This window comes from Streptomyces sp. Da 82-17 (assembly GCF_046098215.1).
Classification (GTDB): domain Bacteria; phylum Actinomycetota; class Actinomycetes; order Streptomycetales; family Streptomycetaceae; genus Streptomyces.
Genome location: NZ_JBJURH010000001.1, coordinates 537,092 through 563,063, shown reverse-complemented (window position 1 = coordinate 563,063; position 25,972 = coordinate 537,092). Strand labels below are relative to the sequence as shown.

The 25,972-nt window shown below is 75.2% G+C and carries 15 protein-coding genes and 1 tRNA gene; 8 read left to right on the top strand and 8 right to left on the bottom strand.

From position 1 onward, the window contains the following. Positions 1 to 43 precede the first annotated feature (43 nt). The 5 genes from ACIDOF_RS02545 (at position 44) to ACIDOF_RS02525 (ending at position 7,584) form a co-directional block, all read left to right on the top strand. Positions 44 to 334 carry a DUF3039 domain-containing protein gene (locus ACIDOF_RS02545; RefSeq protein WP_409003925.1) on the top strand — a complete coding sequence of 97 codons (291 nt, stop codon included), beginning with the start codon at positions 44 to 46 and terminating at the stop codon, positions 332 to 334. A 118-nt stretch (positions 335 to 452) separates the two neighbouring features. Beyond that, entirely contained in the window at positions 453 to 2,087 is a 1,635-nt protein-coding gene (locus tag ACIDOF_RS02540) for a beta-N-acetylhexosaminidase (protein ID WP_409003924.1), read from the top strand. A 204-nt stretch (positions 2,088 to 2,291) separates the two neighbouring features. After that, a complete protein-coding gene (locus ACIDOF_RS02535; RefSeq protein WP_409003923.1) occupies positions 2,292 to 3,227 on the top strand; it encodes an FAD binding domain-containing protein in 936 nt (311 codons plus the stop codon). Next, positions 3,224 to 5,266 (top strand): 2Fe-2S iron-sulfur cluster-binding protein, encoded by a 2,043-nt coding sequence (locus tag ACIDOF_RS02530; RefSeq protein WP_409003922.1) that lies wholly within the window; start codon positions 3,224 to 3,226, stop codon positions 5,264 to 5,266. Before ACIDOF_RS02535 ends, ACIDOF_RS02530 begins: the two co-directional genes overlap by 4 nt. After that, positions 5,263 to 7,584, top strand: a complete 2,322-nt coding sequence (locus tag ACIDOF_RS02525; RefSeq protein WP_409003921.1) for a xanthine dehydrogenase family protein molybdopterin-binding subunit — start codon at positions 5,263 to 5,265, stop codon at positions 7,582 to 7,584. The genes ACIDOF_RS02530 and ACIDOF_RS02525 overlap by 4 nt, the downstream gene beginning before the upstream one ends. Positions 7,585 to 7,826: 242 nt before the next feature. On the opposite strand, the gene ACIDOF_RS02520 is transcribed toward ACIDOF_RS02525, so the two are convergent. The 4 genes from ACIDOF_RS02520 to ACIDOF_RS02505 all read right to left on the bottom strand — a co-directional run bounded on the left by ACIDOF_RS02520 (position 7,827) and on the right by ACIDOF_RS02505 (position 15,572). After that, entirely contained in the window at positions 7,827 to 9,977 is a 2,151-nt protein-coding gene (locus tag ACIDOF_RS02520) for a protein kinase domain-containing protein (protein WP_409003920.1), read from the bottom strand. 67 nt (positions 9,978 to 10,044) lie between these two features. Continuing rightward, positions 10,045 to 12,303 (bottom strand): protein kinase domain-containing protein, encoded by a 2,259-nt coding sequence (locus ACIDOF_RS02515; protein ID WP_409003919.1) that lies wholly within the window; start codon positions 12,301 to 12,303, stop codon positions 10,045 to 10,047. A 6-nt stretch (positions 12,304 to 12,309) separates the two neighbouring features. Then, positions 12,310 to 13,365 carry a serine/threonine protein kinase gene (locus ACIDOF_RS02510; protein WP_409003918.1) on the bottom strand — a complete coding sequence of 352 codons (1,056 nt, stop codon included), beginning with the start codon at positions 13,363 to 13,365 and terminating at the stop codon, positions 12,310 to 12,312. A 62-nt stretch (positions 13,366 to 13,427) separates the two neighbouring features. Continuing rightward, positions 13,428 to 15,572: a PQQ-binding-like beta-propeller repeat protein gene (locus tag ACIDOF_RS02505; protein ID WP_409003917.1), complete on the bottom strand. Its 2,145-nt coding sequence runs from the start codon at positions 15,570 to 15,572 to the stop codon at positions 13,428 to 13,430. Positions 15,573 to 15,810: 238 nt separating this feature from the next. Between ACIDOF_RS02505 and ACIDOF_RS02500 the strand changes: the two genes are divergently transcribed. Then, positions 15,811 to 16,620, top strand: a complete 810-nt coding sequence (locus ACIDOF_RS02500) for a cutinase family protein (protein WP_409003916.1) — start codon at positions 15,811 to 15,813, stop codon at positions 16,618 to 16,620. 1 nt (position 16,621) lies between these two features. Here the strand turns inward: ACIDOF_RS02500 and ACIDOF_RS02495 are convergent, their stop codons facing one another. From ACIDOF_RS02495 to ACIDOF_RS02485, 3 genes are all read right to left on the bottom strand, one after another. Next, a complete protein-coding gene (locus ACIDOF_RS02495; protein ID WP_409003915.1) occupies positions 16,622 to 19,918 on the bottom strand; it encodes an AfsR/SARP family transcriptional regulator in 3,297 nt (1,098 codons plus the stop codon). Between the two features lie 146 nt (positions 19,919 to 20,064). Next, positions 20,065 to 22,344: a WD40/YVTN/BNR-like repeat-containing protein gene (locus ACIDOF_RS02490; RefSeq protein WP_409003914.1), complete on the bottom strand. Its 2,280-nt coding sequence runs from the start codon at positions 22,342 to 22,344 to the stop codon at positions 20,065 to 20,067. 133 nt (positions 22,345 to 22,477) lie between these two features. Further along, positions 22,478 to 24,388 carry a protein kinase domain-containing protein gene (locus tag ACIDOF_RS02485; RefSeq protein ID WP_409003913.1) on the bottom strand — a complete coding sequence of 637 codons (1,911 nt, stop codon included), beginning with the start codon at positions 24,386 to 24,388 and terminating at the stop codon, positions 22,478 to 22,480. A 205-nt stretch (positions 24,389 to 24,593) separates the two neighbouring features. Here ACIDOF_RS02485 and ACIDOF_RS02480 point away from each other — a divergent pair, with 205 nt between their 5' ends. Beyond that, on the top strand, positions 24,594 to 25,274 hold the full coding sequence (locus ACIDOF_RS02480; protein WP_409003912.1) for a GNAT family N-acetyltransferase: 681 nt from the start codon (positions 24,594 to 24,596) through the stop codon (positions 25,272 to 25,274). A 103-nt stretch (positions 25,275 to 25,377) separates the two neighbouring features. Further along, positions 25,378 to 25,863 (top strand): VOC family protein, encoded by a 486-nt coding sequence (locus ACIDOF_RS02475; RefSeq protein WP_409003911.1) that lies wholly within the window; start codon positions 25,378 to 25,380, stop codon positions 25,861 to 25,863. Between the two features lie 15 nt (positions 25,864 to 25,878). On the opposite strand, the gene ACIDOF_RS02470 is transcribed toward ACIDOF_RS02475, so the two are convergent. Beyond that, positions 25,879 to 25,950: transfer RNA gene (locus tag ACIDOF_RS02470), tRNA-Cys, on the bottom strand. Positions 25,951 to 25,972 lie beyond the last annotated feature (22 nt).

The following is a 25,972-nucleotide window of genomic DNA, read 5'->3' as shown; positions in this document are numbered from 1 at the left end:
GGTGCTGCCCCGCACCCGCGGAGCCTGGGTACCCTTGGCAGTTATGAGCACTCAAGAGCCCGAGCGCGGGGCAGGTACGGGGACCCTCGTAGAGCCGACGCCACAGGTGTCGCACGGCGACGGCGACCACGAGCGCTACGCCCACTACGTCCAGAAGGACAAGATCATGGCGAGCGCGCTCGACGGGACCCCCGTCGTCGCGCTCTGCGGCAAGGTCTGGGTGCCGGGCCGCGACCCGAAGAAGTATCCGGTCTGCCCCATGTGCAAGGAGATCTACGAGTCCATGGGCGCCGGCGGCGACAAGGACAAGGGCAAGGACGGCGGCAAGAAGTAAGCCCGTCCGGCATGTGAGGACGAGGCCGCCAGGCCGCGGAGGGAGCGGGGCCCGGGGGCGCAGCCCCCAGGTTCCCGAGCCCCGGACGACGGCCACCTCCACGTGCTACCCAGGTCGCATGACACTTGCGGACCTCATCCCAGCCCCCAGCACCGCCCGCAGCACCGCGGGCGTCTTCGTCCTCGACGAGTCGACCGTCATCGACGCGGCCCCCGGCACCGAACGCACCGCGCGCTGGCTGCGCGCCACCCTCGGTGCCGCGACCGCCCTCCCCCTCGCCCCCGGCACCGAAGGCCACGCCGTACGCCTGCGGATCGCGCCGGACGAGCTGGGGCACGCACCCGAGAGCCACCGGCTGCACATCGACGCCGAGGCCGTCACCCTCACCGGCGCCGACCCCGCCGGAGTGTTCTGGGCCGCGCAGACCCTGCGTCAACTCCTGGGCCCCGAGGCCTTCCGGCGCGCACCCCTGAACCCCGGCCGCGACTGGACGCTGCCCGGCGCGGTGATCGAGGACGCGCCCCGGTTCGGCTGGCGCGGCATGATGCTCGACGTCGCCCGGCACTTCCGGCCCAAGGACGACGTCCTGCGCCAACTCGACCTGCTCGCCGCGCACAAGCTGAACGTCTTCCACTTCCACCTCACCGACGACCAGGGCTGGCGCGTCGAGATCGAGCGGTACCCCAGGCTCACCGAGGTCGCCTCCTGGCGCCCGCGCACCAAGTACGGCCACCGCGCCTCCCCGCTCTGGGAGGACAAGCCGCACGGCGGGTTCTACACCCAGGACGACATCCGCGAGATCGTCGCGTACGCCCGCGAGCGGCACATCCGCGTCGTCCCCGAGATCGACGTCCCCGGCCACTCGCAGGCCGCCATCGCCGCGTACCCGGAGCTCGGCAACACCGACGTCGTCGACACCGCCGCCCTCGGCGTCTGGGACACCTGGGGCGTCACCCCCAACGTCCTCGCCCCCACCGACGCCGTACTCCGGTTCTACGAAGGGGTCCTGGAGGAGATCCTGGAGCTCTTCCCCGAGGACGTCTCGCCGTATCTGCACATCGGCGGCGACGAGTGCCCCAAGGACCAGTGGCGCAAGTCGCCCGCCGCGCAGGCCCGCATCGAGGAGCTGGGCCTCGCCGACGAGGACGAGCTGCAGTCCTGGTTCATCCGGCACTTCGACGGCTGGCTGGGCGCGCGCGGGCGCCGCCTCATCGGCTGGGACGAGATCCTGGAGGGCGGCCTCGCGCCCGGAGCGGCCGTCTCCTCCTGGCGCGGGTACGCGGGCGGCATCGCGGCCGCCCGGGCCGGCCACGACGTCGTCATGTGCCCCGAGCAGCAGGTGTATCTGGACCACCGGCAGGACGGCGGCGCCGACGAACCGGTGCCCATCGGGTACGTCCGCACCCTCGAGGACGTCTACCGCTTCGAGCCCGTGCCGCCGCAGCTCACCGCCGACGAGGCGCGGCACGTGCTCGGGGCGCAGGCCAACGTGTGGACCGAGGTGATGGAGAGCCGGGAACGGGTCGACTACCAGGTGTTCCCGCGCCTCGTCGCCTTCGCCGAGGTCGTCTGGAGCACCCTGCCGCCCGCCGCCGAACGCGACTACGCGGACTTCGAGCGCCGAATGACCGCCCACCTGGCCCGACTTGACGCCCTCGGCGTCGACTACCGGCCGCCGTCCGGACCTCACCCGTGGCAGCGGCGCCCGGGTGTGCTCGGACGCCCGATCGAGGGAGCGCCCCCGAACGTGTGAGGCCCCGCGAACCCGTACGCCCCGGGGGTGCGGCCCTGGGAGCGTAGGGATCCGTGAACGCCGGAAAGCGGACGTAACCCCCTGACGAGGGAGAAAACGCTCCTAGCGGACCCCCGCGTCGGACGGCCCGGAACATGTGCCAGAGTTGCCACGTCCGGCCTGTGAGCACGTACCGTACGGCGCAGTAGGCACACCCTGGCTCACTTGCTCGGTCATAGGGAAGGGGCAGCCGGTTTGACCACGCACGCACCGCAGTCGCCGCAGGCGCCACAGGCTGCACATGCGGTGAAGTTGCCTGCCACGCTGGACGAGGCCGTGGCGGCGCTCGCCGCCATGCCTGCCGCCGTGCCCGTGGCGGGCGGCACCGATCTGATGGCCTCGGTCAACTCCGGACTCCTGCGGCCCGCGGCCCTCGTGGGCCTCGGCCGGATCAGCGAGATCCGCGGCTGGCAGTACCAGGACGGTCACGCCCTCCTCGGCGCCGGACTCACCCACGCCCGCATGGGCCGCCCCGACTTCGCCGCCCTCATGCCCGCGCTCGCCGCCGCCGCCCGCTCCGCCGGGCCGCCCACCGTGCGCAACGCCGGCACCCTCGGCGGCAACATCGCCTCGGCCGCGCCGACCGGCGACTCGCTGCCCGTACTGGCCGCCCTGGAAGCCACGTTGGTGATCGCGGGACCCGGCGGCGCCCGCCGCGAGGTGCCCGTCTCGCACCTGCTCGCCGGGATGGACATGCTGCGCGCCGGTGAGCTCATCGGCTTCGTCCGCGTGCCCCTCCTGCACGCCCCGCAGGTCTTCCTCAAGGCCACCGGGCGCACCGGCCCGGGCCGCGCCACCGCGTCCGTCGCGCTCGTCCTCGACCCGGCACGCCGAGGCGTGCGCTGCGCGGTCGGCGCCATCGCACCGATGCCGCTGCGCCCCCTGGACGCCGAGAACTGGGTGGCCTCGCTCATCGACTGGGACGCCGAACGCGCCCTCGACCCACAGGCCCTGCATGCCTTCGGTGACTACGTCGCCGCCGCGTGCATTCCCGACCAGGCACCGGACGGCACGCAGGAGCAACTGCCGCCCGCCGTACTGCACCTGCGGCGCACCGTCGCCGTGCTGGCCCGACGAGCCTTGGGGAGGGCGCTGTCGTGAGCGACACCAACGGCAACACCGGGGGCGGTGTCGACAACAACGGCGGTGGCTGGCAGCCCATTCCGCAGGGCGAGTACGACGCCGACGCGACGGCGTTCGTGCAGATCCCGGAGGGCTTCGGCCTCGCCGACTTCGAGGAGGGCGGCACGAGCACGCCGCTCGCCGCACCCGGCGGGTATGTCCCGCCGCAGATCTCCGTGACCGGCGGCGCGGCCACCGACCCGGCCGCGACCAGCGCGTTCGTCGTGCCCACGCTGGGCGGCCCGCAGCCCGAGCAGCCGTCCCCCGAGGCGGTCGCCTGGCCGGACCCGGACGCCCCGCAGCAGCCCTACGACCAGGGCTACGCCCACGACCCGTACGGCCAGGCCGCCTACCCGCAGGGCGAGTACGTCCAGGACCCGTACGGGCAGGCCGACTTCGGCGGGTATGTGGGCCGGCAGCCGGGCGCCTACCAGGACCCCTCCGGGTACGCGCCGCAGGCGCCCGCCGCCTACCCGCAGGACCCGGCGGCCGGGTACGGCGACCCGACGCAGGGCTCGCCCGGCCCGCAGGACCCGCAGGGCTATGCCGGGTACGGGACGCAGGACGTGTCGGCGTACCCGGACCCGGCGGGTCAGGCCGGGCAGGCGAACGTCACCGGGCAGTGGTCGATCCCACTCGCGCAGGGTGAACTTCCGGACGAGTCCGGCGAGTTCACGCAGTCCTCGCTGATCGAGCAGTGGGGCGGCGACGCGCCGGCGACCCTGCCGGGCGGGGCGGCGGCGCCGTGGGCGAGCACGCCGGAGCCCGGGCTTCCGGAGCCGGAGCCGGTGGTCGAGCCCGCGCCGCAGCCGGAGCCGCAGCTTCAGCCCGAGCCGGTGGTCGAGGCTGTGCCCGAGCCGGTGGCGGAGCCCGCGTCTGAGCCGGTGCCGGAGGCCGAGGCGGCGGCCGAGCCGGTCGTCGAGCCCGAGCCTGCCCCCGCCCCCGCCCCTGAGCCCGCGGAGTCGCCCGCCGAGACGACGGCCGAGCTCGGGATCGTACGGGACGTACCGCAGGCCGCCGACGAGCCGGAGGCCGAGCCCGAGGCTGAACTCGCGGCCGCCGAGGGCGAGTCGGCCGACCCGGAGCCGGAGGCCGACCCCGAGCCGGAAGCCGAGGCGGAGACCGCCACCGAGACCGCCACCGAGGCCGCTCCCGAGGCCGCTCCCGAGGCCGCCCCCGAGGCCGCCCCCGAGTCCGACGCCGACACCGGCACGGAGGCCGAGGCCACCGCGGCCCCCGCCCCCGAGCCCGACCCCGCCCCCGCCTCCACCCCCGCCGTCAGCAGCACCCAGGAGCACCCCGCCGTACCGCACGACGAGCACCCGCTCGCCGCGTACGTGCTGCGGGTGAACGGGGTCGACCGGCCCGTGACGGATGCGTGGATCGGGGAGTCGCTGCTCTACGTGCTGCGCGAGCGGCTCGGGCTCGCCGGGGCCAAGGACGGCTGCTCGCAGGGCGAGTGCGGGGCGTGCGCGGTGCAGGTGGACGGGCGGCTCGTCGCGTCCTGCCTGGTGCCCGCCGCGACGACCGCGGGCAGCGAGGTCCGTACGGTCGAAGGTCTCGCCGCCGACGGCCAACCCTCCGACGTGCAGCGGGCGTTGGCGTGCGGCAGCGCCGTGCAGTGCGGCTTCTGCGTGCCGGGCATGGCGATGACCGTGCACGACCTCCTCGAGGGCAACCCCGACCCGACCGAGCGCGAGACGCGGCAGGCGCTCTGCGGCAACCTCTGCCGCTGCTCCGGCTACCGCGGCGTGCTCGACGCCGTACGGGAGGTCGTGGCCGAGCGCCGGGCCTCCGCGGCGGCCGAGGCCCAGGCCGACGAGGGCGGTGAACTCGACGGCGGCGCGGCCGAGTCGGCGGACGCCGAGGCCGCCGCCGCCCGTATCCCGCACCAGGCCGCACCCGGCGCCGGCGGCGCGCACCCGCAGTACGACGCGCCCAACGGCGCCCCGAACGACGGCCCGTACGACGCCTCGTACGACCCGCAGCACGACGCGCAGGACGGAGGAACGGCGTGAGCAACGATGCCGCCGCCACCGCGACCCCCCAGGCCGTGAGCCCCGCCCCGCCCGCCGACCCGCCGCAGCCCGAGCACGGCCTCGGCGCCTCGCTGCCGCCCGCCGACGCGCGCGCCAAGACCGAGGGCACCTTCCCGTACGCCTCCGACCTGTGGGCCGAGGGCCTGCTGTGGGCCGCGCTGCTGCGCTCGCCGCACGCGCACGCCCGGATCGTGTCCGTGGACACCACCGAGGCGCACGCGATGCCCGGAGTGCGCGCCGTCGTCACCGCCGCCGACATCCCCGGCGACGCCGGGCACGGCCGCCGCGTCCACGACCGGCCGGTCTTCGCCGCCGACCTGGTCCGCCACCACGGCGAGCCGATCGCCGCCGTGGCCGCCGACCACCCGGACACGGCCCGCATGGCGGCGGCCGCGATCCAGGTCGAGTACGAGGTCCTGGAGCCGATCACCGACCCGGAGCAGGCCTTCGCCGCCGAACCCCTGCACCCCGACGGCAACCTGATCCGGCACATCCCGCTCAGCTACGGCGACCCGGAGGTCACCGGCGAGGTCGTCGTCGAGGGCCTGTACCGGATCGGCCGCCAGGACCCGGCGCCCATCGGCGCGGAGGCGGGCCTCGCGGTGCCGCGCCCGGACGGCGGCGTCGAGCTGTACGTCGCGTCCACCGACCCGCACACCGACCGCGATCTGGCCGCCGCCTGCTACGGCCTGGAGCCGGACCGCGTGAAGGTCGTCGTCACCGGCGTGCCCGGCGCGACCGCCGACCGCGAGGACCCCGGCTTCCAACTCCCGCTCGGGCTCCTGGCGTTGAAGACCGGCTGCCCGGTCAAGCTGACGGCGACCCGCGAGGAGTCCTTCCTCGGCCACGCCCACCGCCACCCCACGCTGCTCCGCTACCGCCACCACGCCGACGCCGAGGGCCGCCTCGTCAAGGTGGAGGCGCAGATCCTGCTCGATGCGGGCGCGTACGCCGACGCCTCGTCGGAGTCCCTGGCCGCGGCCGTCTCGTTCGCCTGCGGCCCGTACGTCGTGCCGCACGCCTTCATCGAGGGCTGGGCGGTCCGTACGAACAACCCGCCCTCCGGCCACGTCCGCGGCGAGGGCGCGATGCAGGTGTGCGCCGCCTACGAGGCGCAGATGGACAAGCTCGCGGGGAAGCTGGGCGTCGACCCGGCCGAGCTGCGGCTGCGCAACGTCCTCGCGACCGGCGACCTGCTGCCCACCGGCCAGACCGTCACCTGCCCGGCACCGGTGGCCGAACTCCTGCGCGCCGTACGGGACTTCCCGCTGCCCGCCCTGCCCAAGGACACCCCGGAGGAGGAGTGGCTGCTGCCCGGCGGCCCGGAGGGCGCGGGCGAGCCCGGCGCGATCCGCAGGGGCGTCGGCTACGCGCTCGGCATGGTGCACATGCTCGGCGCGGAGGGCGCGGACGAGGTGTCCACGGCCACCGTGAAGGTGCAGGACGGCGTGGCCACGGTGATCTGCGCGGCCGTCGACACCGGCCAGGGCTTCTCCACCTTGGCGCGGCAGATCGTCCAGGAGACCCTGGGCCTGGAGGAGGTCCACGTGGCGTCCGTGGACACGGACCAGCCGCCCGCAGGACCCGCCTGCCGCGGCCGCCACACCTGGGTCTCGGGCGGAGCGGTCGAACGCGCGGCGAAAATGGTCCGCACCCAGCTGCTCCAGCCCCTGGCCGCCAAGTTCGGCATGTCCACGGAGCTGCTCCAGATCACCGACGGCAAGATCACGTCGTACGACGGGGTCCTCTCCACGACGGTCACCGAGGCCATGGACGGCAAGGAACTCTGGGCCACCGCCCAGTGCCGCCCGCACCCCACGGAGCCGCTCGACGAGACCGGCCAGGGCGACGCGTTCGTGGGCCTGGCGTTCTGCGCGATCCGCGCGGTGGTCGACGTGGACGTGGAGATGGGCTCGGTGCGGGTGGTCGAGCTGGCCGTCGCCCAGGACGTCGGCCGCGTCCTGAACCCCGCCCAGCTCAGGGCCCGGATCGAGGCCGGGGTCACTCAGGGCGTCGGCGCGGCCCTCACGGAGAACCTCCGCACCCCGAAGGGCCTCGTCCGCCACCCCGACCTGACGGGCTACGCCCTCCCGACGGCCCTCGACGCCCCCGACATCCGCATCGTGAAACTGGTCGAGGAACGGGACGTGGTCGCCCCCTTCGGCGCGAAGGCCGCTTCGGCGGTACCGGTGGTGACGTCCCCGGCAGCGGTCGCAAGCGCCGTCCGCGCGGCGACGGGCCGCCCGGTGAACCGGCTGCCGATCCGGCCGCAGGCGGCTGTGGTGCAGGAGGGTTAGGCCCGCAGGGCCGCCCTCCGGTCTGGCGGACGCCCGGGCCGGGGGCGGCCCCACGCCCACGCCACCCGTACGCCTCCAACTCCCGCAGGGCGGCAGCGATGTGCACCTCCCCCTCGGGGAGCCGCTGCGCGAACACCTTGATCCCGGCCGGGGCCCACTTCGCCCGGTCGGGTGACGAGCAGTCGGGCTTCGCCCGCGCCGTCTCGTTGCGTCGTCGGGGCCGCTCAGGCGCGCCGAGCGCGTCAGAACACCGGCAGCGCCGACAGCATCGGGCCGTCCAGGACGAAGACGCGGTTGCCGCCCGTCAGCAGCCAGTGGTTGCCCTTGTCCGTCAAGTCGAAGTGCCAGACCGGGTTGTTGAACGCCTTCGGGTCGACGGCCTGCACCAGGCCGAGCCGTTTCTCGCCGCCGAAGTCGTCGGCGGCGTAGCTCCAGACACCGCGGCCCGCGACCAGCAGGGGACTGCCCGCGCTGCCCGGCCTGTGGTCGTTCCACGTCTGGGTGCCGTCGCGGAGGTCGAGGGCCGTGGCGTCCACACCGCAGGTGGCGTACACGGCGTTCCCGTGGATCGTCGGCTTGGACCACGGACGCAGGTCCTCGGTGCTCGTGGTGGGGCCGACGCGGGCCGTCCAGAGTTCCTTGCCGTCGGCGAGGCGGCGGGCGGTCAGGGTGTGGCCGTTGAGGACGACCGTCCCGTCCGAGACCGCAGGGCGGATGGTCTCCTCGGCGACGGACTGGCCCGGCAGGCGCCACGCCTTCCTGCCGTCGGACGTGTGCACGGCGAAGACGTCACCGGCTGCCGTCGCGACCAGCAGCCTCCCGTTCGCCGCCACGCCCAGCGGCGGCCGCTCGGTCCGCAGGTCGCCGGAGGCGCGCACGGTCCACCGGACCCGGGCGTCGGAGCGGCCGATGCTGCGCAGCCGGCCCTGGCGCGTCACCACGTACACCGCGTCCTCGTCCGCGGCGAGCAGCGTGGCCACGTCGGCGTCGGCGGTCCAGCGGGGTGCGCCGGTCGCGGCGACGTAGGTGCGCAGGGTGCCCGAGGCGTCGGCGGTGGCGACCAGGGCGTCCGAGAGGGAGAGGAGGTTCGCCCTGGCATTGGCGCGGGGCGCCGTCCAGCGCCGCTCGCCGTCGACGACGCTGTGGGCGGCCAGGCCGCCGCCCTTGGCGGCGAAGACGATGACGTCGCGTACGAGGAGGGGCGGGATCGGGTCGTCGGACACGAGCTTGGACGGGCCCCACAGCGGACCGATCTTCTCGCCGTCCATGCTGTTGGAGTTCTCGGGCAGGGGCCGGGGCCTGGCCCTCGGGGTCTTGGCGGCGGGCGGCAGTGCGAAGGCCTGCTGCTCGCGGTGGCGGTCGAGCAGCCACAGGCCGCCCGCCCCGGCTGCGGCCGTGACGGCGGCACCGGCGGCGAGCGTGCCGAGGAGCCGCCGACGGGACCAGGCGGGCCGCTGTCGTGCGTCGGAGACCGCGGCCCCGGGGCCGGAGTCGGTGTGCTCGCGTCGGGTGACGTACTCGGCCAAGGGGGCCGGGAGCCACGGGCTTTCGGCCGCCGGTAGCGGACCGGCCGTCGACGAGGGTGCCGTCGACGAGGGCCGCGCCGTCGACTCCTCCACGTCGGCCGGTGTGGGCCGGGCCTGTGGGTCCTTGGCCAGGCAGCGGGCGGTCAGCTCCCGCAACTCGCCCGGCACGGCGTCGAGTTGCGGCTCGCCGTGCACCGTCTCGTGGAGCACGGCCACCGGTCGGTCGCCCGGGTACGCGGGACGTCCGCCCGCCGCGTACGCGAGGACCGCGCCCAGGGAGAACACGTCCGCTGCGGGACCGGCAGGCTGTCCGAGGACCAGTTCCGGAGCGGCGTATCCGGGGGTGACCGGCAGCGAGTCCGTGGCGGTCAGGGCGAGCCGGCGTTCCGGGCGGGCGATGCCGAAGCCCACGATGCGCGGGCCCTCGGAGGTGAGGACGACACCGGACGGCGCGAGGCCGTGGTGGACCAGGCCCGCCGCGTGCATGTCCTCCAGTGTGCGGGCGAGGGAGGCGGCGAGGGCGCGTACGGTCGGCTCGGGCAGGGGGCCGTACGACGTGACGGCCTGCTCCAGCGTCGGGCCCGCCACGAACTCGGCGGCGATCCAGGGGCGTTCGCCCTCCGTCCCGGCTTCCAGGACCCGTGCGACGCCGGTGGCCAGCACCGTCCGGGCCGCTTCGGCCTCGTTCAGGGCGCGCTCGGCGAAGCCACGGTCCGCGGCGAGTTCGCTGCGGATCAGCTTCACCGCCGCGGTGCCGCCGAGGTCGTCCAGGCCGAAGTAGACCGGGCCCGTCGTGCCCTCGCCGAGGACGCCGTGCAGTCGGTAGGGGCCGATCCGGTCGGGGTCGGCGCTGCCGAGAGGGTTCATGAGGTGGCTGCCTTCTTCTCGCCGGCCGCCGGTGCGGCGCCGGCCGGTGCTCTGTCCCGAGGTCCGCTCAGTCAAGGGCGTATCCCGCGAGCGAGTTCTCGCCGAGGGCGAGGATGCGGCCGCCGTGGTCGAGGGCCGACTCATGGAGGAAGAAGCGGTCTCCGGCGAGGTTGAGCCCGCGCTTCCGGCGCAGCCCGGAGTCGGTGTCCAGGGCGAGGAAGCCCTTGCCGCTCCTGCGGAAGATGTACTCGTCGGCGGCCAGCGGAGGCGTCGGCAGATCCTCGGCGCCGGGGGCCGGGCCCCCTTGCTCCCGCCAGAGCACCGCACCCTCGAACAGCTCGAACTTCACCAGGCCGATGCCCTCCTCGACGACGCACACCCCCGGATCGCCGGTGCCCTGCGTCAGCGCGGGGGGACCGGTCCGGCGCGGGCCTTTCGCCCGGTGGCGCCACTGCTCCTGCCCGTCGCTCAGCCCCAGCGCGCGCAGCGGCCCGGACGGCGGGTAGACCTGCTCGTACGACGGCTCCACCTGGAGTGGGCCGCGCAGCGCGTCGGGGTCCGCGCCGGGCAGCGGCTGGTCCCAGCGGAGCTTGCCGGTGCGGAGGTCGCGTACGGAGAGCAGCACGCCGCCGTCGGCTGTCTCCTGCAGCAGGACCAGGTGCTTGTCGACGGCCTGCGCGGCGAGGAAGTGCAGCCGCCTGGAGGAGGCGGGGCGGCGCGGCAGCCGTACCCGCCAACCGACCTTGCCCGTCCGGGAGTCGACGGCGAGCAGGAACCACTTCTGGTCCGCGTCGAAGCCGAAGCCACGCGCGGGCGGCTTGCCCTGGCCCGCGACGAGGAACACGCTGCCGCCGTCCCCCTCCTCCGCGCAGAGCAACTGGGTGGGCGCCAGGCTGCCGTTGTATCCCTCGACCTCGACCGGGTCCGGATCCAGGTCGCTGCCGAGGAGGTCGATGGCCTTCAGGGTCAGCGGGCCGTCGGCGCCCCGTGCCGTCTCGCTGAGGTAGAGCAGGCCGCCCAGCGGGCCCTGGCCCGTGCAGCGGTGCGGGGGCGCCGTGCCGACCGACGCCACCTTCACCTCGCCCTGCCCGGTCTCGACGACCTGCACGCGCCGGCCGTCCGCGACGGCCAGCTGGTCGCCGCCGAGACCGATCAGCGCGGGCGGCACGAGGAGCCCCGGCGCGGGGGAGAGGTCGATCTTCCACTCGTACGGGGTCTTCGGCGGCAGCGAGGCGCTCGGCGACGGCACGGCCGGGCCCGCGGGCCCGGGGGCGCCCTGCGGTGCGCGCCCGCCCAGCCAGGCCCATGCGCCCGCCGAGGCCGCGGCGAGCCCGAGCACCGAGCCGCCGCCCGCGAGCAGCAGCCGCCTGCGGGACGGTCCGGGTGAGGCCGCCCGCGGCGAGGCCGCCGCATCCGCGTCCGCGGTGTCCGGGGTGCGGTCACCGGCCACGCCCCAGACCTCGGTGCCCCGGCGGCCGATCTCGTCGAGCAGCGGCCGCGGCAAGAGCCGTACGAACTCGCCCTCGGCACCGGCCAGTTGGGCGGCCAGCTCGGTGGTGTCCGGGCGCCGGTCCGCGTCCTTGTGCAGGCAGCGCAGCAGGACCGGCCGCAGGGGATCGGGCACGCCGCTGAGGTCGGGTTCGGCGTAGCGGACGCGGTAGAGCAGGTCGGCGGCCTGGCCGGAGCCGAACGGGCCTGCGCCGGAGGCCGCGTACGTGAGCACCCCGGCGAGCGCGAACACGTCGCCCGCCGGGGTGTGTTCCTGCCCGGTGGCCTGTTCCGGGGACATGAAGGCCGGGGTGCCGGCGGCGGTGCCCGTGCGGGTCAGGTGCTCGTCGCCGATGGCGCGGGCGATGCCGAAGTCGATGACCTTGGGACCGTCGAGCGTGACCATGATGTTGGACGGCTTCAGGTCGCGGTGCACGACGTCCGAGCCGTGCAGCTGGGCGAGGGCCGCGCAGAGCCGGGAGCCGAGCGCGCGCACCAGGGGTTCGGGCAGGGGCCCGGCCAGCTCCACGGCGTCGTCGAGGGGCGGTCCGATGACGTACTCGGTCGCCAGCCACGGGGTCGGGGCGAGCGGATCGGCGTCGAAGACCCGGGCGCCGTGGACACCGCCGATGACCCGCGCGGCGTCCACCTCCAGGCGGAAGCGGGTGCGGAAGGCAGGGTCGTCGGCGAGGGCGGCGTGCAGGGTCTTCACGGCGGCGGTGCGGCCCCGGTCCGAGCGGGCGAGGAACACCGTGCCCATGCCGCCGCTGCCCAGGCGGGCCAGCGGACGGTAGGGCCCGAGCTGCTCCGGGTCGTCGTGGGCGAGAGGCGAGAACATCGGCGGTCAGTCCAAAGCGGTGGCAGGGTCGGGGAGTTCGGCGGCCAACAGCTCCGCCGCGTCACGGACGAGCGCGTCGACGAGGACGGCGGGCAGCGGGAACGGGGCCGACCCGCCCGCGCCCTGCGGGGCGGAGCCCGCGTCGGCGGTGCCGAACGCGACGGTCGCCTGGTCGGCCGAGGCGCTCGCGGCGCCGAAGGGCAGGGTCGAGGTGTCGGCCGGGACAGGGGCCGCACCGAACGCCAGGGTCGCCGTGTCCGGCGGGCCGGCATCCGCCGCGCCGTCCAGGACGGTGGCGGCCCCCGCGTGCCGCGGCGCCAGCGCCCGCCCGACCTCACCGGCGGCGGGCCGCTTCACCGGGTCCCGCGACAGGCACGCGGTGATCAGCGCCCGCAGTCCTTCCGGCAGCTCCGCGCGTTCCGGGACGGTGTGCCCGCAACAGGCGTACGCCAGTACCGCGCCGAGCGCGAACACGTCCCCCGAGGGGCGCGGCCGCCCGCCCCGCGCCTGCTCCGGAGCCATGCACGCCTGGTCCAACTCCGGTACGTCCGTGCGCGGTTCGCCGTCCGGTGCGGCCGCACGCACCGCCCCGTACGAGGTGAGCAGCGGGCCCTGGGCGCCGAGGAGCACGGCGGTGGGCGACAGGCCGGCGTGCGTGCGGCCCTCGGCGTGGAGCGCCGCGAGGGTGCCGGCGAGGGCCGCGCCCAGCGCGCGTACGGTCGGTTCGGGCAGCGGGCCGCCGTGCCGGGCGAGCGCCTGCGGGAGCGGCAGCACCGGCAGGTACGGGTGGACGTACCAGGGGGCGGCCGCGGTGCCGCCGGTCTCGGTGACGGGTGCGAGACCGGGCAGCGAGAGCCGCAGGGCGCCCTCCGCCTCGACGGCCCAGCGCACCGGGTCGACGCCGGGCCGGGGCGTGACGGCCAGGACCGTGCGCAGATCGTCCGCCGTGCGCGCCACATGGCGCAGCTCGGTCGGCGGGCGCGGCCCGTCCGCCGGGTCGAGCGCGCCCAGCACGATGTACGGGCCGATCCGCTCCGGGTCCCCCGGACGCAGATGCTCCATGTCCAACTCCCCCTCGTGTACGGCCTGTTGTGGTCCGGCGCCCGCAAGCGGAGGCGATGCCCTCAAGCGAGGGCGGGCAGGGCGATCAGCCGGGTGAAGTCCCGGACGAAGACGCGGTTGCCGTCCCCCTGTATCCAGTGCAGCCCGGGCTCGTCGGGCAGCGGCAGCGTCCACGCCTTGCGGCGGCCCTTGCGGCTGTACGCCCAGAGGCTGAGGCCGACGGGGTCGCTGCGGAAGGCGTACACCCCGTCGCCCTGCACGGCCACCGGGCTGTACATGTGGTACGACTTCGGCGCCTTCCAGCGCACCTTTCCGGTGTCCGGGTCGTAGCCGGTCAGCGCCTCGCCCTGCGTGACGTACACCGTCCCGTCGTGCAGCAGGGGCGGTCCGGCCGGGATGGTCTTGCCGTTCACGACCGGGTTCTCGGCCCACAGCTCGCGGCCGTCGGACAGCCGCCGGGCGGTGAGCTTGTGGCCGTTGAGGACGGCCACGTCCCCGGTGACGACGGAGCTGATGGACGTCTCGTCGCCGGAGGCCTGTCCGGCCACGTCCCACACCTGACGGCCGGACGCGGCGTCGAGCGCGACGACATGGCCCTGCTTGGTGGAGACGATCAGACGGCTCCGGCCCGCGGTGGCCGGCCCCCACTTCGTGTCCCGGTCGGTCTGTCCCACGCGCTTCGTCCACAGCACCTGGCCGTTCGCGCGCGCGATGCTCCGGATCCGGCCGTCCGCGGTGAGGACGTACACGGCGGTGTCGTCGGCGGCGAGGACCCTGCGTGCCCCGGCCGGGGCCGTCCAGCGGGGCTCCCCGGTGGACGCCACGAAGGTGACGAGCCTGCCCTCCGCGTCCACGGCGGCGATCAGCGCCTCCGACAGGGCGAGGTATCCGCCCGTCGCCGTGGCCTTCGCCCGGTCCGCCCGCCAGCGGACCCGGCCGTCGGTGACGGCGTGCGCGGTGAGGCCGCCGTCCGGGTCGGCGACGACGAGGACGTCCCGTACGGGCAGGGGGGTGCCGGTCTTCTCGTGCAGCGCCGAGCCCAACTCCCAGAGCGGCTCCGGGGGTTCGCCGGTGAGGGGCACGGCCCGCGCCGTCGGTGTCTCGGCGGCGGGCGGCACCTCGAACAGCGCCCGCCGCTCCCGCTCCCGGCGCGCCTGCGCCCGAGCCCGGTCCTCCGCGCGGTCCCGCAGCCACCAGACCCCGGCCCCGCCGCCACCCGCGACGACGGTCCCGCCGACCGCGAGCGCGGTGACGAGCCGCCGCCGGGAGAGCCCGCTGCGCGTCGGGTCACCGGAAGCGGACAGGACCGTCGTCAACTCGTGGACCGACCGGGCCCGTTCCTCGATGTCCTCCGCCAACGCGCCGTGCGCCCAGGCGCATGCGGCATCGGCGGGAACCGGCCCGAAGGCGTCCGCGACCTCGGCCGGACTCGGCCGCGCCGCCGCCTCCTTCGCCAGGCACGGCTCGACGAGCGCCCGCAACTCCGCGCTCAATCCGCCCAGTTGAGGCTCCCCGTGCACCACCTCGTACTGCACGGCCGCCACATGCCCGCCCTCGAAGGCCCGCTGCCCGGACGCCGCGTACGCGAGGACCGCGCCGAGCGAGAACACGTCGGCGGCCGGCCCGACGCGGCGGCCCAGGGCCTGTTCCGGTGCGCCGTAGCCCGGGGTGACCGGGATCTGGCCGGTGGTCGTGAGCGTCAGGCCGTGCTCGGGGCGGGCGATGCCGAAGTCGATGATGCGCGGCCCGTCCGCTGTGAGGACGATGTTGTCCGGCTTCAGGTCGCGGTGCACCAGGCCCGTCGCGTGGATCTCCCCGAGCGTGCCCGCCACCGAGACCGCCAGCGCCCGCAGGGACGGCTCGTCCAGGGGGCCGAAGGTCCGTACGGCCTGCTCCAGGGTGGGCCCGGTGAGGAACTCGACCGCGATCCACGGCCGACCGCCCTCCGTCTGCGCGCCCAGGACCTGCGCGACGCCCGCGCTGGTGACGGCCTGCGCCATGCGGGCCTCGCGGACGAACCGCTGCGCGAGATTGTGGTTCCCGGCGAGCTCGGGCTTGAGGACCTTGACCGCTGCGGTGCCGCCCTCGGTGCCCTGTCCGGGGGTGGACTGGCCGAGGTACACCTTGCCCATGCCGCCCTCGCCGAGAACGCCCAACAGGCGGTACGGGCCCAGGCGGAGCGGGTCGCCGGTGCCGAGAGGCCTCACGGGACTCGGGCGGTGGGTATGCCGGTGGGCGGGCCCGGACGTGTCATGCGCAAAACTCCCCCTTGGTCTGTGCAGGACGCGACGAGCCTACTCAACCGTCGATCACGCCGCGGGGTGAGCCCCCTGCCAGCCAAGTCATCCTCATGTCATCGTGATGCCAACACCCCTCCCTAGCTTGTGAGTTGCCCGGCTCGAACCCCGAGCCGCGTGCGTTCACCACTCCTAGGGGGAAACAGGCATGGCCAAGACGAGCAAGGGGAAGCGGGCGTTCGGTGCCGCGGCGGCGACCGCCGCGTTGGCGTTCGGGTCCGTCGTCGCGCTGCCGGGGGCCGCGCAGGCGGCTGAGGGGGATCGGTACTACATCGAGATCGGGGGCACCGGAGCCACCCCGCCCGCGCCCCACTGCACGTACTCGTACGACGCCGCGAACGCGGTCAACCAGCTCGGGGACAGGGCCGTCACCGTCTGCTACCCGGCCTCGGCCGGACCGATCATCGGCCCCGGCGGCCCGGTCGTCGACGACAAGGGCGTGCACCCGGAGGCCCTCACCGCGCCGACGTACGACGCCAGCGTGCGCAAGGGCATCGAGGAGGGGCTGCGGGTCGCGGAGGAGACCCACCGGGCGCACCCGGACGCCGAGTTGACCATCGCGGGCTACTCGCAGGGCGCGCAGGCCGCCGACGAGATCCTGCAGAAGATCGCCCGCGGCGAGACGTCCATCCCGCGCGAGCTGGTCACCGGCAAGCTCTACGCCGACCCGATGCAGCCCGGCACCGGACTCGGCGCACAGGCCCCGCGCGGCATCGGCATCCCCGGCTTCTTCACCTCGCCCGGCGCCGGCCCCGCGGACTTCAACGGGATCCCGGTCACCCGGTACTGCATCGTCGGCGACCCGATCTGCGACGCCGCCCCGCTGAACGCGCCCGGCTACGTCACCAAGCACGGCAACTACCCGAAGCCCGGCAACGCCATCGAGCGGACGCTGACCGAGGACAGCCCGAACGGCGTGCAGTGGCTGGACGACAACGGGAACCCCGTCCAGCGCTGACCTACCTCCCCTGCTCCCGCCCCCGCCGCCCCAGTGCGTCCAGGACGCGGCGGATGCGGGCGCGGCCCGCTTGGGTGGCGGGGAGGTTCGTGGGGTGGGCGAAGAAGTCGCGGGCTCCGGCGAGGTCCTCGGACGCGGCGCCGTACCAGACCAGTTGGTGCCGGATCGCGATCTCCGACTCGGTGCCGGTCTGCTCGTCGAGCATCGCCCGGGCGCGGCGGCGCAGGTCGGCCGCCGCGGCCGGGTTGCCGAGGCGGGTCTCGGCGCCGGCGAGGCGGTCGAGGACGGCGGAGTGCAGCGGTACGTCGCCGAGGCGGCGGGCGAGGTCCTCGGCCTTGCCGAGCGTGCCCGCCGCCTCGGCCGGCCGGTCCAGGTCGAGCTGGAGCCGGCCGAGCCGGAGCAGGGTCTTGCCGAGGAGCCTGGGGCTGCCGTTCCGCTCGGCGAGCGCGATGGCGTCGGTGTACCGCTCGTACGCCTTGTCGTGCTCGCCGAGCTGGTGGTGGATGTCGCCGACGCGGGTCATCACGGAGCCCATCAGCCAGTCGTCGTGCTCCAACGCGCCGATCAGGCGGGCGACTTCGGCGAAGTGGGTCATGGACTCGGCGGCCTCGCCCTCCAGGTTGGCGAACGTGCCGAGGCCGGCCGACGCGCGGGCCTGCTCGTGCGGGTCGCCGGCCCGGCGGCTGAGGTCGAGGGCGTGGGCGAACCAGCCGCGGGCCTCGCCGTACCGCCCCTGGAGGCCGTACATGATGCCCATGCCGGTGCGCAGCGCGGACGCGAAGCGTCGTTCCGCGGAACGGTCGGCGAGGGGGAGGGCGGTCTCCAGGGCGGTACGGCACTCGTGGAAGCGGCCCTGCCGGGTGAGGTAGTCGACCAGGGCCTCGGCGAGCCGGCACGCGTCGTCGGGGTGCCCGGCGGCCGCGGACTGCCCGATCACGTCGACGAGTTCGGCGCCCGCCGCGTCCAGCCAGGCCGCGGCGTCCTCCCAGTCGGTGAACGGGCCGGTGTCGCGGGCGTCGGCGTCGGGCACGGACGAGCCCCAGTCGCTGGCGCAGCGGGCGGCGGTCACGTACAGCCGGAAGAGCCGGCCGCGGGCGGTCGCCGCCTCCTCGGGGTGGGAGGCGGCGACGCGGCGGGCGTAGACGGCCATCAGGTCGTGCAGGCGGTACCTGTCGGCGGTGATCTGCTGGACGAGGGACGCGTCCGTCAGGTGCTGCAGCGCCCGCTCGGCCTCCGCGGGAGTGCGGCCGAGCAGGGCGGCGAGCGCGAGCCGGTCGAACTGCACGGTCGGCGAGAGGCCGAGGGCGCGGAACGCCCGCTGCTCGCCGGGCGGCAGCTGCCCGTACGAGAGCCGGAAGGCGGCCTCGACGCTGCGGTCCTCGACGGACAGCTCGTCCAGGCGGCGCTCGTCGTCGGTGAGCCGCGCCGCGAGCGCCTCCACCGCCCACAGCGGACGGTCCTGGATCCGCGCCCCGACGATCCGCAGGGCGAGCGGCAACCGGTCGCAGAGCGCGGCGAGTTCGCGTACGGCGGCGTGCCGGCGCGCGGCGTCCGCACGGTCGGAGGCCGTGCCGCTCACGATGCGGGTGAGCAGCCCGGCCGCCTCGTCGAGGGCGAGCGGGGCGAGGGAGATCCGACGGTCCGCGTCCAGGCCGGTCAGGCGTCTGCGGCTGGTCACCAGGACCATGCTGCCGGGCCCGGCGGGCAGCAGCGGCCGCACCTGCTCGGCGGCGGAGGCGTCGTCCAGTACGAGGAGCAGCCGCAGGGACGCGGTCGCGGCACGCCAGGACGCGGCCAGCTCGTCGAGGTCCTCGGAGTCCTCGCCCTCGCCCGCGCCGACCGCGCGAAGCAGCCGGCGCAGGACCCGCTGGCGGTCCGCCGCCTCGTGGCCCTCGCGGTGCCCGTGCAGCTCGACGAAGAGACAGCCGTCGGGGTACCCGTCCGACAGCGACCGGGCGGCGTGCACGGCGAGCGCGGTCTTCCCGATCCCCGCCATGCCGTCGACGGTCCGCACGGTCACCACCCCCGGCTCGGCGTCCGCGAGCAACAGCCCGAGCTCCCACTCCCGCCCGGCGAACCGCCCGACGTCGACGGGCAACTCCTGCCGCCGAGTCCCGCGGGGCGCGGTGATCGGGACGGACGCCTCGGGGGCGGGGCCGGGGGGTGTGGTCGGGTGCGGGGGCTGGGCGTGCTCCGGGGCAGAGGCCTGGCCCGCAACGTGTCCGTGGCCCGGGGCCGAGGTGCGGCCCGGGACTTGCCCGGAGCCCGATCCCTGTCCGTGCCCCGAGGCCGAGGCGCGACCCGGTACGTGGCCGGAGCCCGGGTCCCACGCATCGCCCGCATCGTGCACCTGCCCGTGCCCGGGAGTGGCGGCGTACCCCGGGGTCTGCCTGGAGCCTGAGCCTGAGCCCTCCCCGGATCCCGGCACCTGCCCGTGCCCCGGAGTGGAGGCGGAGCCCGAAGTGCGGCTCGGGCCCAGGGTGGGGGGCGTCGGCGTGGGCTCTCCCCGCAGCACCGCCTCATGCACCCGCCGTAGCTCCGCCCCCGGTTCCACTCCCTGGTCGTCGATGAGGCGGCGGCGGGTCGTGGCGTAGGTGTCGAGGGCGTCGGACTGGCGGTTCGCGGCGTACAGGGCGCGCATCAGCAGGGCGGCCAGGTCTTCGTGGTACGGGTGCTCCGCGGTCAGCGCGTACAGGTCGCCGATCGCCTCCGCGTGCCGGCCGAGGCGCAGCCGGGCGGACGCCAACTCCTGGGCGAGGGTGAGGCGTTGCTCGGTGAGGCGGAGGCGCTCGCCCGCCGCGAAGGGGCCCGGCACGGACGCCAGGGGCTCGCCGCGGAACAGGGCGAGGGCGGCGGACCAGGCGGCGGACGCGGTGTCGAGGTCGCCGGCGTCCCGGGCCGTCCGGCCTTCGGCGGCGAGTTCCGCGCAGCGCACGACGTCCACCCAGGCGCCGCCCGGGGCGTTCGCGGGCGTGAAGCAGTAGCCGCCGCGTGCGGTGCCGAGCACGGACTCGGCGGCGCCCCGGCCGGGGGTGTCGAGGCGCCTGCGCAGCCGGTGCACGTAGACGGGGATGACCTTGGCGCCGGTGCCGGGCGGCTCCGATCCCCAGACTCCGTCGAGGAGTTGCTGCCGGGTGACGGTACGGCCGGGGCGGAGGAGGAGTGCGGCGAGGAGGGCCTGTTCGCGCACCGGGCCGAGGTCCACGGGGGTGGTGCCGCGCCAGGCCTGGAGCGGGCCGAGGAGGGCTAAGCGAAGTTGCTGATTTGCATCCGTGGATAACTCACGCGTGATCGCCACGCGGGGAGTTTAGGGGGTGTCGCGTGCCCGGTCCGGGCGGATCACAAGATCCGCCCGGACTGTGAACCTGGGGTACACACGCGTGCGCCCCAACAGGCGGCCGCAGCAGGGGAGTTGCCGAGTCTGTCGGCGGCCTCGGCGCGCGGTCAGCTCATCGAGAGCTCGTAGAACCCCCGCCCGAACGTCGCCGCGACGAGACGGCCCCGCGACGGGTCGTACTCGATGTCGTCGACCGGCACCGCGGGCAGCCCGTGCCCGTACCGCTGCCAGTCGTCGCCGGAGCCCGACGGGGAGCGGAACACACCCTGGTCGGTGCCGACGAGCAGCGCGCCGGAGGCCGGGCCCTCGCCCACCACCAGGTCGTTGACCGGCGCGTCCGGCAGGTTCCCGGACAGGTCGTCCCAGGTGCGGCCGCCGTCCGTGGAGCCGTACACGTGCGCCAGCGGCGAGCCGGAGCGGTAGCCGGAGTGGGTGGTGAACACCCGCTTCGGGTCGGCCGGGTCCACCACGACCCGGGTGGTCCAGGGCCGCCCCTCGGCGATCCTCGTCCAGTTCTTGCCGCCGTCCTCGGTGACCCAGACCCGGCCGTCGTCCGTGCCCGCGTACACGGTGCGCCCGTCGCCCGCGGGCGCGATCGACGAAACCGTGCCGTAGTTCGGGTAGTTGGGGTCGTCGCCGGGGCCGCCGGACAGGTCGGGGCTGATCGCCTTCCACGTCTTCCCGCCGTCCGTGGACCGGTTGACGACCTCGGCGCCGTAGTAGAGCACCTTCGGGTCGGCCGGGTCGTGCACGACGGGCGTGAACCAGTTGCGGCGCTGGTAGGTGGTGGCGTCGGCGAAGTACGTCATGGTGTCGCCGCCGTCCGCGGAGCGGAAGCAGTTGCCGTACTGGTAGCAGGCGATCACCTTGTCCGGGTCGGTCGGGTCGATCAGGTTCTCCTCGCCGTCGCCGCCCAGGTACTCGTTGAAGCGCTCGCCGCCCCACGACCGGATCGAGCCGTTGTCCTGCGCGCCGCCGGAGACCCGGGACGGGTCCTGCGGGGTGATGGCGGCGCTGTAGAGCTGGGTGTACGGCTGGTGCTCGGCCTTCACCCAGCCGCCGTCGCCGTTCGCGTCCGAGCGGTACACGCCGCCGTCGTTGCCCAGGTACACCCGGCCGGGTTTGCGCGGGTCCCAGACCATGGCGTGCTGGTCGACATGGATCGAGGTGTCGTCGTACGTCCAGGTCGCGCCCGCGTCCTTGGAGGTCATCAACGGCACGCCCGCCGCGTGCAGATGGGTCGGGTCGGCCGGGTCGGCCCAGATCTTCCCGAACCACCAGCCGAACGACGACTGCGAGCCCTTGAGCCGGTCGTCGGCGACGCTCTTCGTGAACGAGTCGCCGCCGTCGTCCGAGGCGTAGAAGCCCTCGAAGGGGCCGGCGGTGGTGTTGACCAGGGCGTAGACGCGGTCACCCGCGACCGTCAGTCCGATCCGGCCGACGTCCGGGCCCGCCTCGGGCAGGCCGCCGCCGAGCCGCTCCCAGCTCCTGCCGTCGTCGTCGCTGCGGAACACGCCGGAGCCGACGCCGCCGTACGTGCGCTTCTCGGGGGTGCGGCGGTGGTCCCACAGGACCGCGTAGAGCCGTTCGTCCTGCACGAAGATCTCGGTGGCGCCGGTGAACTCGTTGGCGCCCCGGAGGATCCGCTTCCAGGTCTTGCCGCCGTCCTCGGAGCGGTACACGCCCCGGTCGCCGCCGCCGTTGTACAGCGACCCGGCGGCCGCCGCGTACACCCGCTTCGGGTTGTCGGGGTCGACGGTGATGGCGCTGATCGCGCCGGAGTCGCGCAGCCCGCTGGGCTTCCAGCTCTTGCCGCCGTCGGTCGACCGGTACAGGCCGGTGCCCTCGTACGTGATGGAGCCGCCGCCCGGGTTGGGCTCGCCGGTGCCTGCGTACAGGGTGCCGTCCGGGCCGGTGGCGACGGCGCCCATCGCCTGGGTCGCGTCGTCCGGCCAGGCCGGTTCGAAGGTCTTCCCGGCGTCGGTGCTGCGCCAGATGCCGCCGCTGGCGGCGGCCGCGTACAGGGTGTCGGCGCGCTTCGGGTCGAGGGCGAGGGAGACGATCCGGCCGCCGATGTTGGTGGGGCCGATCGACTTCCAGTCGCCGCCGCCCACCGGGAGTCTGCGCGCCTCGGCGGCTGCCTCGGCGTGCGCGTGCCGGGGCAGCGTCTCGCCGGGCAGGGCCTTCTGCCGGTAGCGGTACTCGGCGGGGGCGGAGGGGCCGCGCACCGGCCGGTACTCGTCCTCGGTCGGCGGGGGAGCGGCGTCGGCCGGGGCGGCGAGCAGGGCGAGTCCGGCGAGCGGGGCGAGCACGAGGTGGAGCAGCCGGTTCCGGCGGAGGGTTCTTCGGCCGCGCGCGGCCGGTCTGGCCGTGGAAGGTCTGAGCACGGGGGACCTCTCTTCTTCGGCATGGCCATCACAAGAGACGGCCCTGACGGTACGAGAGCGCGCGCGGCAGCAGAAGGGGACGAAGTGGGTCAAGTGGCTTTGCGGGCGGGGCAGTTGGCGTCCCCGTGCCGGACTAGCCGGCGGTGAACGTCTCCACGGCGACGTCGAAGTGCGCCTTGGCGGTGGCGGATTCGGCGAGCGGCCCGGAGATCCACAGGTCGTACATCCTGCCGCCCTCGTCCCAGCTCAGGTCGTACGTCTGCCGGGGGCCGCCGTCGGCGGCGGTGCCGTCCCAGGCGAACTTCCAGAGCGCGGCCGGATTTCCGCCGTGCGAGGTCTCGGTGACGGAGCCGTTCCGGTAGCCCGGGTAGTCGTCCGGGCCGTCCTGGTGCGCCTGCTGCATGACCGCCAACGGGCCCTCGGGGTCCTGGGGTTGGGGGTGGAAGCCGAGGCGGAACTTCTTGCCGGGGGAGTAGTAGTAGACGCGCGGCGCCTCGTAGGAACGGGTGAAGCCGTCGGGCACCGCGACCGTGAAGCCGAGCGGGTCGGTGACCGTGTGGTACCCGGCGGGCGCGGGGTCGGCGGAGGGCGCATCCGAGCCGCCGTCGTCCGGCGCCTCGGTCGTGCCGCCGCCCCCGGCGCCTCCCGGGCGCTCCTTCTCCGCGGGGCCGGTGGGCTTCGCCTTGTCGGACGCGGTGGGGTTCGGCTTGGCGTCGGGGACGCGGTCGCCCTTCGGGCCGTCGGCGGACGGGGTGGGCTCGGCGTCCTCGGCCTGCCCGGCCGACTCGGCCTTCGGGGCCTGGTCGCGGCCCGCGTACCAGAGCCCGAAGCCCGTGCCGCCCGCCGCGAGCGCCACGGCGAGCGCGGCCGCGAGGACGGCGGTGCGCACCTTCGGGCGCCGGGACGGCGGCGGCGCGGGCACGGTCGACGCGACGAGCGGCTCGCCGGCCCCCGGCCCGTCGGGCGTTCCGGCCGCCCGGCTCCCCGGCCCCTGCGACTGCCGGGGGATACGCGGTTCACCGCCGGGGCCGGACGCCTGCGTGGCGGCGCGGTGCGTGGGCGTGGCCTGCGAGGGCACGGCGTTCGACGGGGCGGCGGCGTGCGCGATGCGCGGGTCGGCGGCCGGGGCGGAAGGGGAGGCGGAGGCGGGCGGCGCGGTGGCGGCAGGGGCCGGGGCGGCTGCCGCCGCGCGGGCGCCGGCCGTGGCGAGCGGGGCTGTCGCCGCGTCCTCGGCCAGCGGCCACAGCAGCCGCTCCGCCTCGTCGAGGGTGATCCGCCGCTCCACGTCCCGCTCCAGGAGCCCGCGTACGACCGGGGTGAGCGGGCCCGCGGCGGCCGGTACGCGGATCTCGTCCATCACCACGGCGTGCAGGACCGCGGCGACCGAGTCGCGGTGGAACGGGGAGGCGCCGTCGACGGCCGCGCAGAGCAGCACGCCGAGCGACCACAGGTCGGACTCGGGGCCGGTGTGCCGGTTCGACATGCGCTCGGGTGCCGTGTACTCGGGCGAGCCGACGAACGAGCCGGTCTCGGTGAGCGTCGTCTGGCCCGCGACCTGCGCGATCCCGAAGTCGGAGAGGACGACGCGGCCGGTGCGCGCCTCCAGGAGCACGTTGGCCGGTTTGAGGTCGCGGTGCTGGACCCCGGCGGCGTGCGCGGCGCGCAGCGCGTCGAGCAGGGCCAGTCCGATGCGGGCGGCCTCGGCGGGGGAGACGGGGCCGTCGAGGGCGATGCGGTCGGCGAGGGAGCGGCCGTCGATCAGCTCCATCACGATCCACGGCTGCGCGTCGTGCTCGACGATGTCGTGCAGCACCATGATGTTGGGGTGCCGCACCTGCGCGACCGAGCGGGCCTCGCGCAGCGTGCGCTCGCGCGCCAACTCCGCGTCCATGGACGCCAGTCCGTCGTCCAGGTGGAGTTCCTTGACGGCCACGGCCCGGCCCAGCAACTCGTCCTGCGCCCGCCAGACGGTGCCCATGCCGCCGCGTCCGAGCCGTGCCGAGATGCGGTACCGGCCCGCTATGAGATCCCCCGTGCTTGCCATGCGCACATCATGCCGCAAGGCCAGGACACCCCCGGTGTGACGGCCCCCCGGCCCACAGGCGACGATTCGGGGCGAGGCGGGCGAAGCGCGGCGGCGGGAGAGGCGGGAGAGGTTTCCCGTGACCCGTGGTGCGTACCGTCCGTGCAGAGTAAACGCAGGCCGGAAGGGGCGGATGGGCTTCATGCACATCGAAGGTGGAGATGCTGTGGAAGGTGCGGAGGAGGAGCTGTTCGTACGGGAGGGGGCGTGGGTCGGCGACGCGAGCCGGGCGGCCGCGCCGAGCCAAGTGGCCGACCAGGAACGGGAGTTGGAGCCGACGCCCGACGACCAGGACCCCGTGCCCGAACTCCCCTCCACCCCCGTCGTCCTGCGCGGTGACGGGCTCGTGCTGCGGGAGTGGACCGAGGCCGACCTGCCCGCCATGACCGAGCTGTTCGACGAGCCGGGCATCGCCCACCGCACCCCGCTCGCCTCACCCTTCGACCTGGCCGCCGCCCGCGCCTACCTCGACCGGGCCCGCGCCAACCGCGCCGAAGGCACCCGCCTCCAGCTCGCCGTCACCGAGGACGGCGCGACCCCGCTCGGCGAGGTGCTGCTCGCCTCGCTCGGCACGGAGCGCCCGGCCGGGGCGGTCACGCTCGGGTACGCGATCGGCGCCGCCCACCGCGGCCGCCGCCTCGCCCTGCGCGCGACCCGGCTGCTCACCGCGTACGCGCACGACGAGCTCGGGCTCGGCCGCCTGCGCCTGCAGATCGAGGCGGACAACGCGGCCAGCACCGGCGTGGCCCGCGCGGCCGGGTACCGCCTCCGCGAGGACGTCCCGACGACCGAGGTGACCCAGAAGGGCCGTACCTACGAACTCCAGGTCTGGGAGCACACGCGCTGAGGCGGCCGGGCGGCGGCGGGCGCGGGCGATGAGTTCGCGGGGGAGGCGCGGTCTACCCCTGTGACCGCGCGTGCCCCGCGCGCCCGAGGAAAGGGAACCCGCCATGGCCACTCCGCAGAAGATCAAGACATGCCTCTGGTACGACGGCCGGGCGCAGGAGGCGGCGGAGTTCTACACGTCGCTGTTCGACGACTCCCGGGTGACGCTGGTGCAGCGCTGGGGCGAGGCCGGCCCCGGGGAGCCGGGCAGCGTCCTGGTGGTCACGTTCGAGCTGGCCGGGACGGAGTTCATGGCCCTCAACGGCGGGCCCCAGTTCTCGTTCACGGAGGCCTGCTCGATCGCCGTCGACTGCGACGACCAGAAGGAGGTCGACCGGCTGTGGTCGGCGCTCACCGCGGACGGCGGCGAGCCGGGCCCGTGCGGCTGGCTCAAGGACAAGTACGGCCTGTCCTGGCAGATCGTGCCGAGCGTCCTCAACGACCTGCTGCTCGACCCGGACCCGGCCCGCGCCGACCGGGCGATGAAGGCGATGCTCGGCATGGGCAAGCTGGACGTCCAGGAGCTCCTCGACGCCGCCGACGGGAAGTGAGCCCCGCCCGCTCGGAGGCCGTGGCGGGAATCGAACCCGCGTAAACCGCTTTGCAGGCGGTTCCCTCAACCACTCGGGCACACGGCCGTGTGCTGTGCATCGAACGTAG

Excerpts from the sequence above, each read along its gene's own strand:
- ACIDOF_RS02500 (WP_409003916.1), top strand. The coding sequence starts at position 15,811 with ATGGCCAAGACGAGCAAGGGGAAGCGGGCGTTCGGTGCCGCGGCGGCG.
- ACIDOF_RS02475 (WP_409003911.1), top strand. The coding sequence starts at position 25,378 with ATGGCCACTCCGCAGAAGATCAAGACATGCCTCTGGTACGACGGCCGG.
- ACIDOF_RS02485 (WP_409003913.1), bottom strand. The coding sequence starts at position 24,388 with ATGGCAAGCACGGGGGATCTCATAGCGGGCCGGTACCGCATCTCGGCA.
- ACIDOF_RS02540 (WP_409003924.1), top strand. The coding sequence starts at position 453 with ATGACACTTGCGGACCTCATCCCAGCCCCCAGCACCGCCCGCAGCACC.
- ACIDOF_RS02520 (WP_409003920.1), bottom strand. The coding sequence starts at position 9,977 with ATGAACCCTCTCGGCAGCGCCGACCCCGACCGGATCGGCCCCTACCGA.
- ACIDOF_RS02515 (WP_409003919.1), bottom strand. The coding sequence starts at position 12,303 with ATGTTCTCGCCTCTCGCCCACGACGACCCGGAGCAGCTCGGGCCCTAC.
- ACIDOF_RS02545 (WP_409003925.1), top strand. The coding sequence starts at position 44 with ATGAGCACTCAAGAGCCCGAGCGCGGGGCAGGTACGGGGACCCTCGTA.
- ACIDOF_RS02510 (WP_409003918.1), bottom strand. The coding sequence starts at position 13,365 with ATGGAGCATCTGCGTCCGGGGGACCCGGAGCGGATCGGCCCGTACATC.